This is a genomic window from Tenacibaculum larymnensis (assembly GCF_028829235.1).
Classification (GTDB): Bacteria; Bacteroidota; Bacteroidia; order Flavobacteriales; family Flavobacteriaceae; genus Polaribacter; species Polaribacter larymnensis.
Map to the genome: position 1 here is coordinate 34,577 of NZ_JAIWJY010000014.1, position 16,809 is coordinate 51,385.

The following is a 16,809-nucleotide window of genomic DNA, read 5'->3' on the forward strand; positions in this document are numbered from 1 at the left end:
AAAAAAGGTTTTTTAAAGATTAGCTTATTGATGCACATTTGCTTTGTGTTCAGGGAGAACACTAAAATCAAAAGTTAATTTTAAAAAAAGAACATGAGAAAAAACGTATTTACAACTTTGGCATTATTAATAGCTGTAGTAAGTTTTAGTCAAACAAAAGTAGGAGCAGGTGTGGTATATGGCTCTGAGTCAGATTTAGGGTTAGGAGTAAAAGCTTCATTTGATATTTCTGAAAAACTTAAGGTATCACCCAGTATGAGTTATTTCTTCACAGAAAGTATACCTGAACTATCAACAACAATGATGAGTTTTGATGCAGATGCACATTACTTTTTTAAATTGAAAGAAAAATTTAGCGTATACCCTTTAATTGGTATTAATTTGTTTTATACAAGTGTGTCATCTTCATTAAATTCGGCATATTCAGTTTCTTCAACAGATTTTGGAATAAACCTAGGAGGAGGTTTAAACTACACTATTTCTAATAAAGTAACAGGCTTTTCAGAAATTAAAGCAATGTTAAATAATGGTAATCAAATTGTATTTAGTGCAGGTGTAATGTACAGCCTGTAAGTATATAAACACATAATTAAAAAATAAACTTATGAAAACAACAAAACACATTTTTAAATTTTTAAGTCTTTTTATTGGTCTTACCTTAATAGTATCTTGTTCGAGTAGTGATGATCTTGATGATAGTCCATTATCGACTAAGGATTCCTATTATGAAATTACTATAGATGGTACTAAATATGAAAATAACACAGTTTCAACGTCTTCAGCTACTATTGTGAAAGGAACTGATCAGGAATCACAAAGGAGCTTTTATACAATTTTTGCTTACGTAGAAGATGAAGAGGTAAAAGTAAATGCATTTCCAGTTAAAATAGACGGAGAATTAAAGCCTTTTGGAAGAAGTGAAGATGAAAACTCAGCTGTAGTTGTTACTCTTAATAATAAAGTATATACCTCTAAGTCAGGAGCAATTACTATTAAAAAAGATGCACCATACAGTACTGTGAATTCAGGAACTGACCAGGTAGGTAAAACAGAAACTCTTTTGGAGTTTTCAGGAACATTTATAGATTCTAATGAAGTTGAAGTTTCTATTTCAGGAACATTGTATGTAGCAAAAAAAGTAGATTTTTAAAAATCTACTTTTTTAAAATAGTAAAAGAGAAAATATAGATAGAAAAAATATTTAAAATGAATGATATAATAAAAAAGATTGTCACATTAATTATATTACTAGCCACAATGGGAGTAATAGTAAGTTGTTCGGGTGATGAAGGAGAACAAGGACCTCAAGGAGAACAAGGTATTCAAGGAATTCCTGGCAAAGACGGTAGTGTTATTATAAGTGGAAGTGGAATACCAGAAGCAACTACAGGAAATATAGGGGATATGTATTTAGATATGAATACAAGTAGCCTATATGGACCAAAAGCAGAAAATGGCTGGGGAACACCTTTAAGTTTAAAAGGGGCAGACGGAGTTGATGGACAAGACGGAGTTGATGGACAAGACGGACAAGACGGACAAGACGGACAAGATGGAGTTGATGGACAAGATGGTGCAGACGGACAAGATGGTGCAGACGGACAAGATGGTTCAGTAATTTTAAATGGTAATGGGGCTCCTTCAACCTCATTAGGTATAGTAGGAGATTATTATTTAGATAGTACCACAGGAGATTTATATGGACCTAAAACCAGTAATAGCTGGGGTATTCCAATTAACTTAAAAGGTACAGCTAATGTTGTAGCAACTACTTGGGTGGATTATGACTGGAATTCAACTAACTCAAACACTGTAAAGATAATGAAATATATTGTGCCAGATCCTGTGTTAGCAGCTATAGGGTACAATAGTTTATATGATTTTTCTGATGAAGGAGGAGCAATTTTAGTTTATGGAAAAAATTATGGAGCTAATTACTTTACACCATTTAGTTATGAGTTTAGAAATGGAAGTTATAAAGTGTATCCTACTTCTACAGGTAATATTTTATGGATTCATTTAAATAGTATAGATGGAAATGACCTTAGGGATATTGAATATGATTCTGCTAAAGGAAATAAGTTTCGTTATGTTTTAATACCATCGGGTGCTCAACTAAGTGGTAAAGGAATTGATAAGGAAAGTTTATTAAGACTTAGCTGGGAAGAGGTAAAGGAAAAGTTTAATTTAAAAGGTTAAAAAAATAAAATATAAGTCATTTTGGGTGTTTTTACTTTTGTTAATAGCGTTATACTATGTAATTACGAATGATTTCTTATTTATTTTCCCTGAAATGCTTGAAATTCACTCAAAATGACATCTTATATAGTATAAAAATTATGAAAATAAATTACTTAAAAACAATAGTAGCATTAACTGCATTAATCTTTTTTGTGGGATGTTCAGAAAATGAAATATCATCAGAGCCTCAACCATCTGAAATAGGAGTAACATTTTGGGATAAAGTAAAAGGAGAACAAGGAGCTTATTTTGAAGTATATAAAAACGGAAGTAAAGTAAAGAACGAAGAAGCTAGTTTTGTAAGTTATGGAGGTGGACAATTACTGAATTCAGCTTATTTTAGACAATTTAGAATTAGTACAGAATATATATCAACAATGTATTTACGTTATTCATTTGGAAATAAGGTAAATACTCCTGATAGCTTAATGTATGACGAAAACGGAAACGATTTGAATGAGAGTACATTGAGTCTAGAAGAGTCAAAATATTTATCAGGAATGGTTGTAGAAATGTATCTACCTACTAATGATGCTTATCAAAATAATGGAGTTGGTAATGTGACTTTATATAAAATGAAAGAAATTGAAGGAGTTGTATACCATACATTAGGGGAATTTAAAGTTACTTTTACCAATAATAATGAAGAAGAAGTTACCTTAAAAGGAGTTTTTTGGAAAGAAAAATTATAAACTAAAAATTTAGTGTAATGTATTTAAAAATTGAATTAAAAAGTTTTTTAAAAAAAGAGGAGCGTAGCTCCTCTTTTTTTTATCCTGAAAATAAAGTTTATCTTTTCATTAAATACTTATTAAAACTTTTTCCATTTATTTTAGTGTATTTTGAGTCTATATCAAAAGCTACTTCCATTCCTGTAATATCAAATTCACCAGACACTTTAGTATATTTAATATTTAAGTCTTCTTCAAATTTTACATTTCTAAATGATACCCCGTCTTTAAACTCAGTATATTTAAAAATAGCACTCTCATTAAAAATAGAGTTTTTAAAGCTTACAAAACGTTTAAAATCTGCATATTTAAAAGTAGCTGGTTCTTCAAAAGAAGTATTTTCAAAAGTAATATCTCTATCAAATTTTGCATATTTAAAGGTAGAATCTCCTTTAAACTTAGTATTAGAAAAATTAGTGTTTCTTTCAAAATCAGAGTATTTAAACATAGCTTTTTGCTCAAAAGTACAGTCTTTAAATACAACAACATCTTCAAAGTTAGCTACAAAGGTATATCCGCTTTTTTCATGAGGAATGTAAGCTAATACATCATCATCAAAAACACAATTAACAAAAGAAACTTTATTGGTAATCTGTTTTTCAATGGTATTAGATCCACCATTGTTCCACCAACTTTTTCTTTTAGGTAATTTAGGTAAGGCTTCATCCATAAAAGTAAAGTCTAATGTACCTTTAATAGTGGCGTTAGAAATTTCTACCGCTTTCCCGTTTTTAACATCTTTCATAATATCTGATGCATTGAAGGTTCTTTGGGCAAAAGTTGTAGAAAAGCAAAATAAAAGTCCGATGACAGTAACTATATTTTTCATTTTAAAAGGTTTTAAGTTCTATATAATAGACAACCAGTATTTATTTTTTGTGACACTTTGATATAAAAAAACAGCATTTAGTTGCCTAAATGCTGTTTGTAATATGTTTCGTGGAAAATATTAGTTTACTGAATTGCTTAAACCAGCACCAGCTTTAAACTTAACTACATTTTTAGCAGCAATCTTAATTTCTTTTCCTGTTTGAGGGTTTCTACCAGTTCTAGCAGCTCTCTTAGAAACAGACCAAGTTCCCCATCCAACTAAAGCAACTTTATCACCTTTCTTTAAAGTTTTTGTTACGTTATCAGTTAAAGAGTCTAATGCAGCTTTAGCAGCAGCTTTTGAAATTCCTGCATCAGCAGCCATCGCATCGATTAAATCTGATTTGTTCATAATTTAAATAGATTTTAAAATTAATTAATGTTTTTTTGCTTCAATAGCTCAACAAATATAGACGGAATGCGGGATTGTGCAAGATTTGACTTAAAAAAAATACTGTTTTGTTAATAAGTTGCCCTTAATTGTTAATAACCACTGGCCGTTTTTTGTTAAAAACGTTAAAACCCTATAAATAAAGGGCTACAGCACTTTTGCCTCTTTGTTAAACTGATAACCGTTTAATAAACTTTGAGCATCCATTAATTTTTTACCAGAAATTTTAATTTGATGAATATTTAAGTAACCATCTGTTACAGCTACTTTTAGTTCTTTTTTAGAAGTAACAATGGTACCAATATCAAGATTATGTGAAGAAGGCTCTTTGCCAACTCCATATATTTTAGCTGAAAGTTCATCCTCTCCGTTAACTATAGTAGTCCAAGCAGCAGGATATGGATTTAATCCGCGAATATGATTGTAAATATCATTTAAAGATTTAGACCAATCTATTTTACAATTATGTGGATATAATTTTGGTGCAGATTTTTCTTCTAATTCAGGTTGTTTAGTAGTTGTTACATCACCTTTAGCTATTAAGTCTAAAGTTTCAGCTACTAGTTTAGCTCCTAAATGCATTAATCTGTCGTGTAATTCACCAACAATTTCATCTTCTTTAATTGTTACCTCACTTTGCAGAATAATTTCACCAGTATCAATTTTATCATCAATAAAGAAAGTAGTAACACCCGTTTTTGTTTCACCATTTATAATAGCCCAGTTAATAGGAGCAGCACCACGATATTCTGGTAGCAATGAAGCATGTAAATTAAAGGTGCCAAATTCTGGCATTGCCCAAACTGACTTTGGCAACATTCTAAAAGCTACAACTACTTGTAAATTAGCATTCCACTTTTTTAAATCTTCTTGAAATTCTTTGCTCTTTAAGTTTTTAGGTTGAAGAATAGGCAAGTTTTGAGATAAAGCATATTTTTTTACAGCTGATTGATTAAGCTTACGACCTCTACCAGCAGGTTTATCAGCTGCAGTGATAACACCAACTACATTATAATCATTCTCCACTAAATGCTGTAAAATAGTAGCAGCAAAATCAGGTGTTCCCATAAAAACGATGCGTAAATCTCTCATTATTTTAAAAAGTATTTATTGTTTTTTGTGTGTATTTTTTCTTCGGAAAGAAGCTCTCGCAAAAGTATTAAAATGTTCGCTTCTTTTTCATTTAATAGCGAGCAGATTTCAGTAACCGTATAGGTTTTCTCTTTTTGTAAGTTAGAAAGAATATCTTTTTGATTGATACTAGTTTTATTTTTTTTCTGTAAACAAACATCACAAATTCCACAGTTTTGAGATTGATGTTCATCAAAATAGGAGAGTAGTTGTACACTTCTACAAACTGAATTATTTTCTATGAACTGAAGTAAATCTCTATTTTTCTTTTTTTTCTGTTTAATATATTGTTTGATATTTACCGAAATTCGGTTGATGGTTTTATCATCTTCTCTGGGTTGTAAAAAGAAAAGTTCAGCATTATTAGTAGTTTTAGTATAGGAGATTAGTTCTTTTTGAGTTAACTTTTCCAATGTGTCAATTACAAACCATGAAGTAGTTTCTAATTTTTTAGCAATATAAAACTCATCAATTTTTACAGGAGTTTCAAAAATACCACCATACATACGTAACATTTGTTGAATAAAATTTTTAATCTGGGTGTTTTGATTTGTATGTGATATAACTTGTTTACTTGAAGCTAAAAATTGAACAGTAGATTTTTGTTGAAAACTATGGTTTAATTCTATGACTCCATTATTATTAAGTATTTGAAGTGCATTAAATGTTTTGTTAGGTATGAAATTGTATTTACTACAAAAGCCTAAAAAATTAAAATCAAAAGCAGTTTCTATTAATTCTCCTTTCGTAATTTGAAAATGCTGATATAGTTTTTGATGAACAATTTTTATTTCTTCAATGGTTGGTAATGATTTTTCAAGTAATTCATTACTTAAAGAAATATCACTATTGTTTGTTAATACTACAGAGAAAGATTTTATTCCATCACGACCTCCACGACCTGCTTCTTGGATATAATTTTCTATAGAAGAAGGTAAGTTAATATGTACAACCACTCTAACATTGGGTTTGTCTATTCCCATACCAAAGGCATTCGTAGCAACAATAATTGGAGTTTTTTCAGACATCCAATTATCAAAAGCTATTTTTTTCTCTACAGAAGATAATCCACCATGGTAAAAAGAACTCTTAAAGCCTTGTGCATTTAAATAATTACTAATTTCTTTTGTCTTACTACGAGTATTTACATATACAATTGCAGGAGCCTTTGTTTTGGTGAAAATCTGATTGAGTTTACCAAGTTTATCTTCAGTTTTAAAAATTTGGTAGGCTAAATTTTCTCTAAAAAAAGATTTTTTAAATACAGTAGGGTTTTCTAATTCAAGAGAAGAAATAATATCTGAAATTACTTTTTGAGTTGCTGTAGCAGTTAAAGCAATTATTGGAGAGGTAGGTTGTAGTTCCTTTAAAATGGTAATGTTTTGATAAGATGGACGAAAATCATGCCCCCATTCAGAAATACAATGTGCTTCATCAATAGCAATTAAATTTACATTTAGTTGCTTTATTTTTTCTTGAATAAAACGAGATTGTAATCGTTCAGGAGAAATGTATAAAAACTTAGTGTTTCCAAATCGAATATTATCAAATAATGTAATAATCTCATCTTGTGTGCTTCCTGAAGGTATTAAAGTTGCTTTTATACCTTTATCAACAAGGTTAGAAACTTGATCTTGCATTAAGGCAATTAAAGGAGAAACTACTATACAAACTCCTTCTTTAACCAATGTAGGTACTTGAAAGCAGATAGATTTTCCGCCTCCTGTAGGAAGTAAAGAAACAACATTGTTTCCTGCTAATACTTCAGTAATTATTTCTTGTTGCGGTTTTCTAAAAGAAGTATAACCCCAATAATGTTTTAATATTTGTAGAGATTCATCATACATCGTGTTTTAACGAATGTAAAATAAAGTCACAGCGCTCATGTATCGACCCAAAAGGAACGTCAATAATATTATAGCCTACTTCCTCGTAAGCCTCTTTTAAAAAGGTATCTATTTTTACTGACTGTTCGAAAGTCTCGTAACGTTCATTATCAGATCTATATATGGCTTCCCAAGGGGCACACATAAAAACTTTACTATATAAATACTTATTACTTTTTTCAATAAAAATATCTGGGTAGTCAGATCCTAAATAATTCATATAAGCATGTACATCAGGAATTCCTCTATCAAAAAAGATAATCTCAGCATCGCTTTGATGAGCATCTATGTACTGTTGTTCCCTTCCTTCTAATAATAGTTGGCTAAATAATAAAGGTTGCTCTAAAAAAAGTTGGTCAATCCCATCTTTTTGAGCTTTTAGTGTAACCTCTCTTGAAATCTCTGGCATACATTCATATCCACGTCTAATAAATTCTCTTAAAATAGAGGATTTACCTGTACCAGGACCACCTATTAAAACTATTTTTTGTTGCATGGGGCAAAAATAAAAGTTTCAAGTTATAAATATAATAAATAGTGTAATTTTGTGCTTCATCATTACAATTTCTATATTTTTTGATGATTTTTAATAAAACAGTAATTTTTTGAGTTATGCAAGATAGAGAAGCTTTTTACGCAAAGTTAAAATCACAGTTAGAAGATACTACAACGTTTCCTGCTAAATATTTATACAAGTTTATAGTTCCTACTGATGGTAATCAAGTACAAGAAGTACAAGATTTATTTGATAATGGAGGAGCAGTTATTGATACAAAAAAATCTAAAACAGGAAAGTATGTAAGTGTATCGATACATTTAACTGTTAAAAGTTCAGACGAGGTTATTTCATACTATAAGAAGGCAGAAGCTATAAAAGGAATTATTTCTTTGTAAATTTATAGCATGAAAAAAGTATTTTTCATAACTGCTGTCTTTTACGTTACGTTTTCTTCTTTTGGTCAAAAGGATATGGAATTGTTTCGTATTAATGATGCTCCAATAATGGTTTCGGAGTTTAGGCAGATGTATGAAAAGAATTTAATGATTGCCGAGGATAAAGAGGCTAATGATATCGAAAGTTATTTAGAATTATTTATTAATTATAAGCTAAAAGTAAAAGAAGCTTATAAGTTAAAACTAGATACAGTAAAATCTTACCAAAAAGAGCTAGAAAGCTACAAAAAGGAATTATTAGCACCTTATTTGTATGATGCTGAAGTATTAAATGAACTAGTAAAAGAAGCTTATTATCGTACTAAAAATGAAGTTAAAGCGAGTCATATTTTAGTAAGATATCCAAGTGAAGGGTTAGCTGTAGATACACTGTTTTTAAGAAATAAGATTGTAGGTTACAGAAATCGTATTTTACAAGGAGAAGGTTTTGAAAAAGTAGCAAGAGAGGTTTCAGAAGATCCATCAGCAAAAATTAATGGAGGAAATTTAGGTTATTTTAAAGCTTTTCAAATGGTATATCCTTTTGAGACGGCAGTATACAAAACAAAGGTAGGAGAAGTTTCAGAGCCTTTTAAAACAAAATTTGGATGGCATATTGTAAAAGTAACAGATATAAGAAACTCTAAAGGAGAGTTTGAAGCAGCTCATATTTTAGTTAGACATTCATCTAAGGGCGAGTCAAAGATTCACTCATTATATAAACTACTGGAGTCTGGAAAACTATTTGAAGAAGTAGCAAAGGAACATTCAGAAGATACTAATACAGCTAAGATAGGAGGTAAGTTACCAAGGTTTGGAACAGGAAAAATGGTTGATGAATTTGAGAATAATGTAAGAAACTTAAAGGATTCTGGAGATTATAGTAAACCATTTAAAACAAAATATGGTTGGCATATAGCTAAACTCATAAAAAACTATCCAGTACCATCTTTTTCAGAAATGGAAAATGAGTTAATTAGAAAAGTAAAACAATCTAAAAGAATAAAGGTATCCGATCAGGCATTGTTCAGAAAACTAATGGATAAATACCAAGTTAAAGAATATCCTGAAGCATTGACAGTTTTTCAAAAAAATAAAAAAGAGGAGTTAAAGATAAAAGAGCTAAATTCAGTGTTACTTTCTGTTAATAAGAAAAAGTTTACTCAAAAAGATTTTTTAGAGTTTATAAAACTAAAAAATAAGACAATAACAGAAAGTTTTAGAGATTTTAAACGAAGAGCATTATTAAGTTCTTTTAAAGAAAGTTTGTTTCAAACAAATTTAGAATATAGAAATACATTGTTAGAATATAAAGAAGGTTTACTACTATTTGACTTAATGCAAAAAAAAATATGGAATAAGGCATCAAAAGATACCTTAGGCTTAAAATCTTTTTATATTGCGAACAAAGTAAAATATGGCAAAGAACTTGATGATATAAGGGGGCAAGTAATAAGTGATTATCAAGACGAGCTAGAAAAAAAATGGATTAAAGAGCTACGAAAAAATAATATGGTTAGAGTAAGAAAAGGGGCATTAAGAAAATTAAAGAATACGTATAACCAATAGTATAGTGAGAAAATATATTTTTTTAATTACATTATTAATAATAGTTTCATGTGATCTTGTAAGTTTAAAGACAAAAAAGGTTACCAATGAAAGGCCAATAGCTACTGTTTATAATAAACATTTGTATAAGAAAGATATTGCAGGTTTATTACCCAAAAACCTTTCACCAAAAGATAGTTTAGTTATTGTGAAGGGGTTGATTAACTCATGGGCTAAACAAGAACTACTGTATATAAAAGCAGAGGAAAATATCTCAGAAGTAAACAGTGAAGAAATACAAAGTTTAGTTAACGATTATAAAAAGAGCTTATACATTAATGGGTATAAAGAGCGTTTAATAAAACAACAACTAGATACTGTTGTTACTGAGGAAGAAATAGCGTTGTACTACCAAGAAAATAAAGATAATTTTAAGGTAAGTGAAGAGCTTGTACAGTTTGAATATGTGCATTTTGGTAAAAACTACTTGGATAAAAAAGAAACAATAAAACAGTTTAAATCAGAAAAAGAAGAAGATAAAGAAGATTTAGAACGACACTTATTAAATTTTAAATCATATCGCTTGCAAGATTCAACTTGGGTAACTTTTGACTATTTAAAGAAAAAAATTCCACCTTTTCGTAACGAAACGAAAGAAAACTTGTTAAAAATATCAAAATTCATACAAAAAGAAGATAGTTTAGGAGTATATTTGGTCGCTGTAAAAAATATGTTACCAAAAAATGCTACGGCTCCATTAAGCTATGTAAGCCCTAGAATAAAGCAAATTATTTTACATAAAAGAAAATTAGAATTAATACGAGATATTGAAAAAACGCTGATAAATGATGCAATTGAAAACAAGAACTTTAAAGAATATTAGTATAGCATTTACGTTGTTTTTAGCAAGCTTAACAACATTAAACGCACAAGGAACTAAAATAGATGGTGTTGCTGTTGTAGTAGGTAAAAACATTGTTTTAGATTCTGATATAGATAAGTTTAAGCAAGAGGTAGAGTTAAGAAGTGAAGGAAAAGTAAAGATTTCTGACTGTGAAATGTTAGAAGAATTAATGCAGCAAAAGTTATTAGCTCACCATGCGGTTATTGATAGTGTTACAGTATCTCAATCAGAAATAGATAATAAGGTAGATAGAAGTGTTGCTTTTTTTACCCAAGAATACGGAAGTGAAGAAAAAGCGGTTGCAGCTTATGGGTTTAATGATGTTGAAGATTTTAAGAAAGAGTTAGGAAGAGTTCAAAAAGAAAACATACTCATACAAAAGGAGCAACAAAAAATTACTGAAAATATTGATGTAACTCCTGAAGAAATTCGTATTTATTTCAAAGGATTAGAAGATAAAGGAGAGCTTCCTGAAATACCTGCAGAAGTTCAATTACAACAATTAGTAATTAAAGCAGAACCAACAGAAGAAGAGAAAGAGCGTGTAATTAACAAGCTAAAAGAGATTAAAAAAGAGATAGAAAATGGTGCAAGCTTTAAGTTAAAAGCAATTATTAATTCAGAAGATCCTGGAGTTGCTCAAAACGGAGGTAAATATGTAATAACAAAGGATAGCCCATTTATCAAAGAGTTTAAAGAAACTGCCTTCTCGTTAGATGTAAATCAAATTTCTGAGCCTATTAAATCTGCTTTTGGATACCATATACTTCAGTTACATAAAATAAAAGGTAATCAACGTGAAGTATCTCATATTTTAATGCAGCCTGAGGTTTCTGAAGAAAAATTAAATGAAACTAAAGAGCAAATAGAGAAGATAGTAGCTGATATTAAAGAAGGAAAAATAACTTTTGAAGAAGCTGTAAAGAAGTATTCTGAAGATGAAGAAACAAAAAATAGTGCGGGTATTATAATGAATCCTTATACACAAGAGCCTACTTTTGAGTTAACAAGAATGCCTCCAGATTTATTTGCAAGAATTAGTGAATTAAAACAAGGTGAATTATGTGATGTTTATTACGATGAAACTCGTGAAGGTGAAAAGATGTATAAAGTAATCTTATTAAAAGAGAAAACAGACACACATAAAGCTGATTTAGTAGAAGACTATGTAAGAATGCAACAGTTTGCTTTAGCTAAGAAAAAAGAGGAAGAAATTACAAAATGGACGAAAGAAAAAATCCAAGAAACTTACTTAAAATTAAGCAACGATTATAAGAAGTGTACTTTTAAGAAAGATTGGAAAAAAGAAAACAAATAAGAAGTAATAAATTTAGTATATTGTCATTCCCGCGAAAGCGGGAATTTCATTTTATAAAAGTTTGTAATTAAATTTATTGAACAAAGAAAAACTTTGATTTATGTCTGAGGTAACAGCAGTAAACACACTTGTAGAAAAATATAGTCAACTACAACAAGAAATAGGTAAGGTTATAATAGGACAGCAAGAAGCTGTAAATTATACATTATTGTCAATTTTTTGTGGTGGTCATTCATTGTTAATTGGAGTACCAGGATTAGCAAAAACCTTGTTAGTAAATACAATTTCTAGCGCATTAGGACTAAACTTTAATAGAATTCAGTTTACTCCAGATTTAATGCCATCAGATATTTTAGGAAGTGAGATACTTGATGAAACACGTCATTTTAAATTTATAAAAGGACCAATTTTTTCAAATATTATTTTAGCAGATGAAATTAACCGTACACCACCTAAAACGCAAGCAGCATTGTTAGAAGCAATGCAAGAAAAATCGGTAACTATTGCAGGGCATCATTATAAGTTAGAATTGCCATTTTTTGTACTAGCTACGCAAAACCCAATTGAGCAAGAAGGAACATATCCATTACCAGAAGCACAATTAGACCGTTTTATGTTTTCAATTAACTTGGAATATCCAAGTTTTGAAGAAGAAGTACAAGTCGTAAAAAATACTACCTCAATAGCTGAACAAAAAGTGAATGCAATTTTTTCTTCAGATGAGATTATTGAAGTCCAAAAGTTAATCCGTAAAATACCTGTGGCAGATAATGTAGTTGAATATGCAGTTAGATTGGTAGGTAAAACACGTCCTAATTCAGATAAAGCAACAGAATTAATCAAAAAATATATTGATTGGGGAGCAGGTCCTAGAGCTTCTCAAAATTTAATTTTAGCAGCTAAAGCACATGCAGCAGTACACGGAAAATACTCACCTGATATTGAAGATGTACAAGCAGTAGCTATTCCTATTTTATCACACAGAATTGTAAAGAACTACAAAGCAGAAGCCGAAGGTATTACTATAAAAGAAATTATAAATTCATTATTTTAAGATGAAGAAGTTATTAACTGTCATTTTTTTATTGGCACTATTTGTTGCGTGTAAACAAGAAGCAACTCAAACTGTCTCAGAAGAAACAGAAAAGCAAGAAATCTTATCAGTAATGAAAGCACAAGAAGAAGCTTGGTCTAATCACGATTTAGAAGGCTTTATGCAAGGATATTGGAAAAGTGATTCATTAAAGTTTTATGGACGTAACGGAATAACTTTTGGTTGGCAAAAAACCTTAGATAATTATAAAAAAGGGTATCCAACAAAAGAGTACTCTGGAACATTAACGTTTAAGGTTAATGATATTTCTAAAATTACCAATGGGGCTTATTCTGTAATGGGAGAATATCATTTAAAAAGAACCGTAGGAGACGCTAACGGCGTTTTTATGGTTATCTTTAAGAAGATACAAGGCGAATGGAAAATCATCGCGGATACCTCTTGTTAAATTAAGAGAAATACGAATATCTACGGGGTTAAGAACAGAAAAAACACTTACAGATGAAATCTGTAAAAAAGTAATTGATAGTATAATAATCTCAGAGTTTAAGAATGAGAATTACTACGAAGGAGTTGAGAAAGGAATTCGTAGTTTAATTAAGCAGTGGTAAAAATATATCTTAAACAAAAAAGAGAAATTTCAATTAAGAAATTTCTCTTTTTTGTTTTATAAAGTCTTAAAGAACTAAGAAAACATCTTCGCTACTTTCTCAGCTTTTCTACTTTCTGAATAATCATAAAAACCTTCACCAGATTTTACTCCTAATTTTCCTGCTGCAACCATGTTTACTAATAACGGACATGGAGCATACTTAGGGTTTTTAAATCCGTCATACATTACGTTTAAGATAGATAAACATACATCTAATCCAATAAAATCAGCTAATTGTAATGGTCCCATTGGGTGTGCCATTCCTAATTTCATTACAGTATCAATTTCAGCAACACCAGCAACACCGTTGTATAAAGTTTCAATACTTTCGTTAATCATTGGCATTAAAATACGGTTGGCAACAAAACCTGGGTAATCATTTACTTCAACAGGAACTTTATTAATTTTCTTAGTTAAATCAACTGTAAAGTCCATTACTTCATCAGAAGTGTTGTATCCTCTAATAATTTCAACCAACTTCATAATTGGCACAGGATTCATAAAGTGCATTCCAATCACTTTTTCAGGTCTATTGGTAGCTGCTGCAATTTGAGTAATAGAGATTGAAGAAGTGTTGGTAGCTAAAATAGTATCTTCAGCACAAGCCTCATCTAAATCTTTAAAAATCTTAAGTTTTAAATCTACATTTTCAGTAGCTGCCTCAACAACTAAACTAGTGTTTTGAACACCTTCTTTAATAGAAGTATGTGTAGTAATGTTATTTAAAGTATTATTTTTATCGTCTTCAGTAATTTTTTCTTTCGCTACCATTCTGTCTAAGTTTTTAGTAATGGTTGCTAGTCCTCTATCTAAGGCAGCTTGCGAAATGTCGATAAGTTGAACATTGTATCCAAATTGAGCAAAAGTATGCGCAATTCCATTTCCCATTGTTCCTGCTCCAATTACGGCGATATTTTTCATGTTGTTGTGTTTTGATATTTATATGGGCGTTCCCCTGCGGGTCGGGCTTTCCGCTACAATCTTTTTTGTTGTATTCTTCGATTCACTCAGAATAACAAAAAGGATTTTCACTGCAATCCCTAACGCGGTTATTACTTATTTACTTTATTCTAAAAACAATCTATAATCTGATGTGCTACACGTAAAGCTTCAGTACCTTGACGTAACGAAACAATAGGAGTAGTGTTATTCTTAATAGCATCTGCAAACGACTCTAATTCATCTAAAATAGCATTGTTGGCAACTACTTCAGGATTATCGTAATAAATTTGCTTTTTAACTCCCTCAGCATTCTGCAAAATCATAGCAAACTCATCAGGTTTTTCTGGTACATCTTTCATTCTAACAACTTCCGATTGCTTTTCTAAAAAGTTTACAGAGATATAAGCATCTCTTTGGAAAAAACGACTTTTACGCATGTTTTTCATTGAAATTCTACTTGCTGTTAGGTTTGCAACACAACCGTTTTCAAATTCAATACGTGCATTGGCAATATCAGGAGTTTCTGAAATAACTGATACTCCACTTGCATGCACATTCTTTACTTTTGAATTTACCACAGATAAAATAATGTCAATATCATGAATCATTAAATCTAACACAACAGGAACATCTGTTCCTCGAGGGTTAAATTCAGCCAAACGATGTGTTTCAATAAACATTGGTGTGTCAATCAAGTCTTTAACAGCCATAAAAGCAGGGTTAAAACGCTCTACATGTCCAACTTGACCACGAACATGATGTTGACTAGCTAAAGTTCTTATTGCTTCAGCTTCTAACACTGTATTCGTAATAGGCTTTTCAATAAAAATATGTTTTCCTTTTTCTATAGCTTGTTTAGCACAATCAAAGTGAGAAAGAGTAGGAGTAACAATATCAACTACTTCAACAGCATCAATTAATGCTTCTACTGAATCGAATAATTTATAGCCAAACTCATCAGCTACTTTTTGTGCATTTTCTGTAAAAGGGTCATAAAACCCTACTAATTCATATTTATCTGATTGTTGTAACAAACGCAAATGGATTTTTCCTAAGTGACCTGCGCCTAAAACTCCAGCTTTTAACATAAGTGAAAGATTATTAGTTATTTGATTGGTTTGTTGAAAAAGAAATGATTTCTACAAAAAATCAACGCAAACAAAGATACACTTTTATACAGATTTATTACTACTTTTATCCTCCCGAAATTTTATAATTAGTAAGCCCTATAATGGGTGTTTTAAATAAGAAATTATAAATTTTATAGTAATTTAGCTAGTAAAACCCATTGGTAGATTAATGTAAGAATGAAGGATACAACCAAACATCAAGGACTTAGAAATCAATTAGCAAACGTTTTAGAAGCAAAAGGAATTAATGATGAAAAAGTGTTAAAGGCTATTAGAAAAATTCCAAGACATTTGTTTATGGATAGTAGTTTTGAAGCGCATGCCTATCAAGATAAAGCATTTCCTATTGCTGCTGAACAAACAATTTCTCAGCCTTATACTGTGGCATTTCAATCACAAGTATTAGAAATAAAACCAGGCGATAAAGTATTAGAGATTGGAACAGGATCTGGTTATCAAACAGCAGTATTGTTAGAGTTGGATGCAGAGGTGTATTCAATAGAACGACAACATGAGCTGTTTAAAAAAACTTCGATGTTTTTACCAAAGTTAGGTTATAAACCTAAACGATTTATTTTTGGTGATGGTTATAAAGGGCTGCCAGAAGAAGCTCCTTTTGATAAAATTATTGTTACCGCTGGAGCACCATATGTTCCTAAAGCATTATTAGGACAGATTAAAGTAGGAGGTAGGTTGTTGATTCCTGTGGGAGACAAAGAGCAAGTAATGACATTGTTTATTAGAAAGTCACCAAAAGAATTTGAAAAGCACGAACTAGGTGGTTTCAGGTTTGTACCTATGCTAAAAAAGAAAAATTAATCATTAAAACTAAATTATATTATGAAGAAAGAGAATAAAACAAAATATTACGCTATTACGTGTGCGGGAATCATGTTATTATTAGTAATGGTGTTTGCCTTTGAAAAAGGTGCATTATTAGGAGAAATTATAGCAAAGTAAAAATCAATATAAAATACATTAAGTCCTTTTCTATTTAGAAAAGGATTTTTTTATGCTATAATAGTTAAAAATAAAAAATCCGCCTAAAAAAGCGGATTTATTGAATTTGAATAAAGAA

At 30.3% G+C, this 16,809-nt stretch carries 19 protein-coding genes; 12 read left to right on the forward strand and 7 right to left on the reverse strand.

Going from position 1 to position 16,809, the window contains the following annotated elements; genetic code table 11:
- Positions 1–93 precede the first annotated feature (93 nt).
- From LCI24_RS15870 to LCI24_RS15885, 4 genes are all read left to right on the forward strand, one after another.
- On the forward strand, positions 94–573 hold the full coding sequence (locus LCI24_RS15870; RefSeq protein ID WP_274641256.1) for an outer membrane beta-barrel protein: 480 nt from the start codon (positions 94–96) through the stop codon (positions 571–573).
- A 31-nt stretch (positions 574–604) separates the two neighbouring features.
- Positions 605–1,150 carry a hypothetical protein gene (locus tag LCI24_RS15875; RefSeq protein ID WP_274641257.1) on the forward strand — a complete coding sequence of 182 codons (546 nt, stop codon included), beginning with the start codon at positions 605–607 and terminating at the stop codon, positions 1,148–1,150.
- 56 nt (positions 1,151–1,206) lie between these two features.
- On the forward strand, positions 1,207–2,199 hold the full coding sequence (locus tag LCI24_RS15880; RefSeq protein WP_274641258.1) for a collagen-like domain-containing protein: 993 nt from the start codon (positions 1,207–1,209) through the stop codon (positions 2,197–2,199).
- 140 nt (positions 2,200–2,339) lie between these two features.
- On the forward strand, positions 2,340–2,933 hold the full coding sequence (locus LCI24_RS15885; RefSeq protein WP_274641259.1) for a hypothetical protein: 594 nt from the start codon (positions 2,340–2,342) through the stop codon (positions 2,931–2,933).
- A 97-nt stretch (positions 2,934–3,030) separates the two neighbouring features.
- On the opposite strand, the gene LCI24_RS15890 is transcribed toward LCI24_RS15885, so the two are convergent.
- The 5 genes from LCI24_RS15890 to LCI24_RS15910 all read right to left on the reverse strand — a co-directional run bounded on the left by LCI24_RS15890 (position 3,031) and on the right by LCI24_RS15910 (position 7,746).
- Positions 3,031–3,801, reverse strand: coding sequence for a pentapeptide repeat-containing protein (locus tag LCI24_RS15890; RefSeq protein WP_274641260.1), 771 nt, complete (start codon positions 3,799–3,801; stop codon positions 3,031–3,033).
- A gap of 120 nt (positions 3,802–3,921) precedes the next feature.
- A complete protein-coding gene (locus LCI24_RS15895; RefSeq protein WP_099216100.1) occupies positions 3,922–4,194 on the reverse strand; it encodes an HU family DNA-binding protein in 273 nt (90 codons plus the stop codon).
- 186 nt (positions 4,195–4,380) lie between these two features.
- Positions 4,381–5,325 (reverse strand): methionyl-tRNA formyltransferase, encoded by a 945-nt coding sequence (gene fmt, locus LCI24_RS15900; protein WP_274641261.1) that lies wholly within the window; start codon positions 5,323–5,325, stop codon positions 4,381–4,383.
- A complete protein-coding gene (locus LCI24_RS15905; RefSeq protein ID WP_274641262.1) occupies positions 5,325–7,211 on the reverse strand; it encodes a RecQ family ATP-dependent DNA helicase in 1,887 nt (628 codons plus the stop codon). The genes fmt and LCI24_RS15905 overlap by 1 nt, the downstream gene beginning before the upstream one ends.
- Entirely contained in the window at positions 7,204–7,746 is a 543-nt protein-coding gene (locus LCI24_RS15910) for an AAA family ATPase (protein WP_274641263.1), read from the reverse strand. Before LCI24_RS15910 ends, LCI24_RS15905 begins: the two co-directional genes overlap by 8 nt.
- Before the next feature lie 116 nt (positions 7,747–7,862).
- On the opposite strand from LCI24_RS15910, the gene LCI24_RS15915 reads away from it, so the two are divergent.
- From LCI24_RS15915 to LCI24_RS15945, 7 genes are all read left to right on the forward strand, one after another.
- The gene (locus tag LCI24_RS15915) at positions 7,863–8,144 is read left to right on the forward strand and encodes a DUF493 family protein (RefSeq protein ID WP_274641264.1); all 282 of its coding nucleotides are present in this window, start codon (positions 7,863–7,865) and stop codon (positions 8,142–8,144) included.
- Positions 8,145–8,153: 9 nt separating this feature from the next.
- Positions 8,154–9,752 carry a peptidylprolyl isomerase gene (locus LCI24_RS15920; protein WP_274641265.1) on the forward strand — a complete coding sequence of 533 codons (1,599 nt, stop codon included), beginning with the start codon at positions 8,154–8,156 and terminating at the stop codon, positions 9,750–9,752.
- A gap of 4 nt (positions 9,753–9,756) precedes the next feature.
- A complete protein-coding gene (locus tag LCI24_RS15925; protein ID WP_274641266.1) occupies positions 9,757–10,614 on the forward strand; it encodes a hypothetical protein in 858 nt (285 codons plus the stop codon).
- The gene (locus tag LCI24_RS15930) at positions 10,577–11,953 is read left to right on the forward strand and encodes a peptidylprolyl isomerase (RefSeq protein WP_274641267.1); all 1,377 of its coding nucleotides are present in this window, start codon (positions 10,577–10,579) and stop codon (positions 11,951–11,953) included. The genes LCI24_RS15925 and LCI24_RS15930 overlap by 38 nt, the downstream gene beginning before the upstream one ends.
- A 100-nt stretch (positions 11,954–12,053) precedes the next feature.
- Entirely contained in the window at positions 12,054–13,007 is a 954-nt protein-coding gene (locus tag LCI24_RS15935) for an AAA family ATPase (RefSeq protein WP_274641268.1), read from the forward strand.
- Between the two features lies 1 nt (position 13,008).
- Positions 13,009–13,455 carry a YybH family protein gene (locus LCI24_RS15940; protein WP_274641269.1) on the forward strand — a complete coding sequence of 149 codons (447 nt, stop codon included), beginning with the start codon at positions 13,009–13,011 and terminating at the stop codon, positions 13,453–13,455.
- Between the two features lie 10 nt (positions 13,456–13,465).
- On the forward strand, positions 13,466–13,618 hold the full coding sequence (locus tag LCI24_RS15945) for a TPM domain-containing protein (protein ID WP_338001113.1): 153 nt from the start codon (positions 13,466–13,468) through the stop codon (positions 13,616–13,618).
- A 74-nt stretch (positions 13,619–13,692) separates the two neighbouring features.
- On the opposite strand, the gene LCI24_RS15950 is transcribed toward LCI24_RS15945, so the two are convergent.
- Both LCI24_RS15950 and LCI24_RS15955 read right to left on the reverse strand, forming a co-directional pair.
- Complete coding sequence (locus LCI24_RS15950; RefSeq protein ID WP_099216090.1) at positions 13,693–14,580, reverse strand: 3-hydroxybutyryl-CoA dehydrogenase; 888 nt, start codon at positions 14,578–14,580, stop codon at positions 13,693–13,695.
- A 149-nt stretch (positions 14,581–14,729) separates the two neighbouring features.
- Positions 14,730–15,689: a Gfo/Idh/MocA family protein gene (locus tag LCI24_RS15955; protein ID WP_274641270.1), complete on the reverse strand. Its 960-nt coding sequence runs from the start codon at positions 15,687–15,689 to the stop codon at positions 14,730–14,732.
- Positions 15,690–15,908: 219 nt separating this feature from the next.
- Between LCI24_RS15955 and LCI24_RS15960 the strand changes: the two genes are divergently transcribed.
- On the forward strand, positions 15,909–16,550 hold the full coding sequence (locus LCI24_RS15960; RefSeq protein WP_099216089.1) for a protein-L-isoaspartate(D-aspartate) O-methyltransferase: 642 nt from the start codon (positions 15,909–15,911) through the stop codon (positions 16,548–16,550).
- The last annotated feature ends 259 nt before the right edge of the window (positions 16,551–16,809 follow it).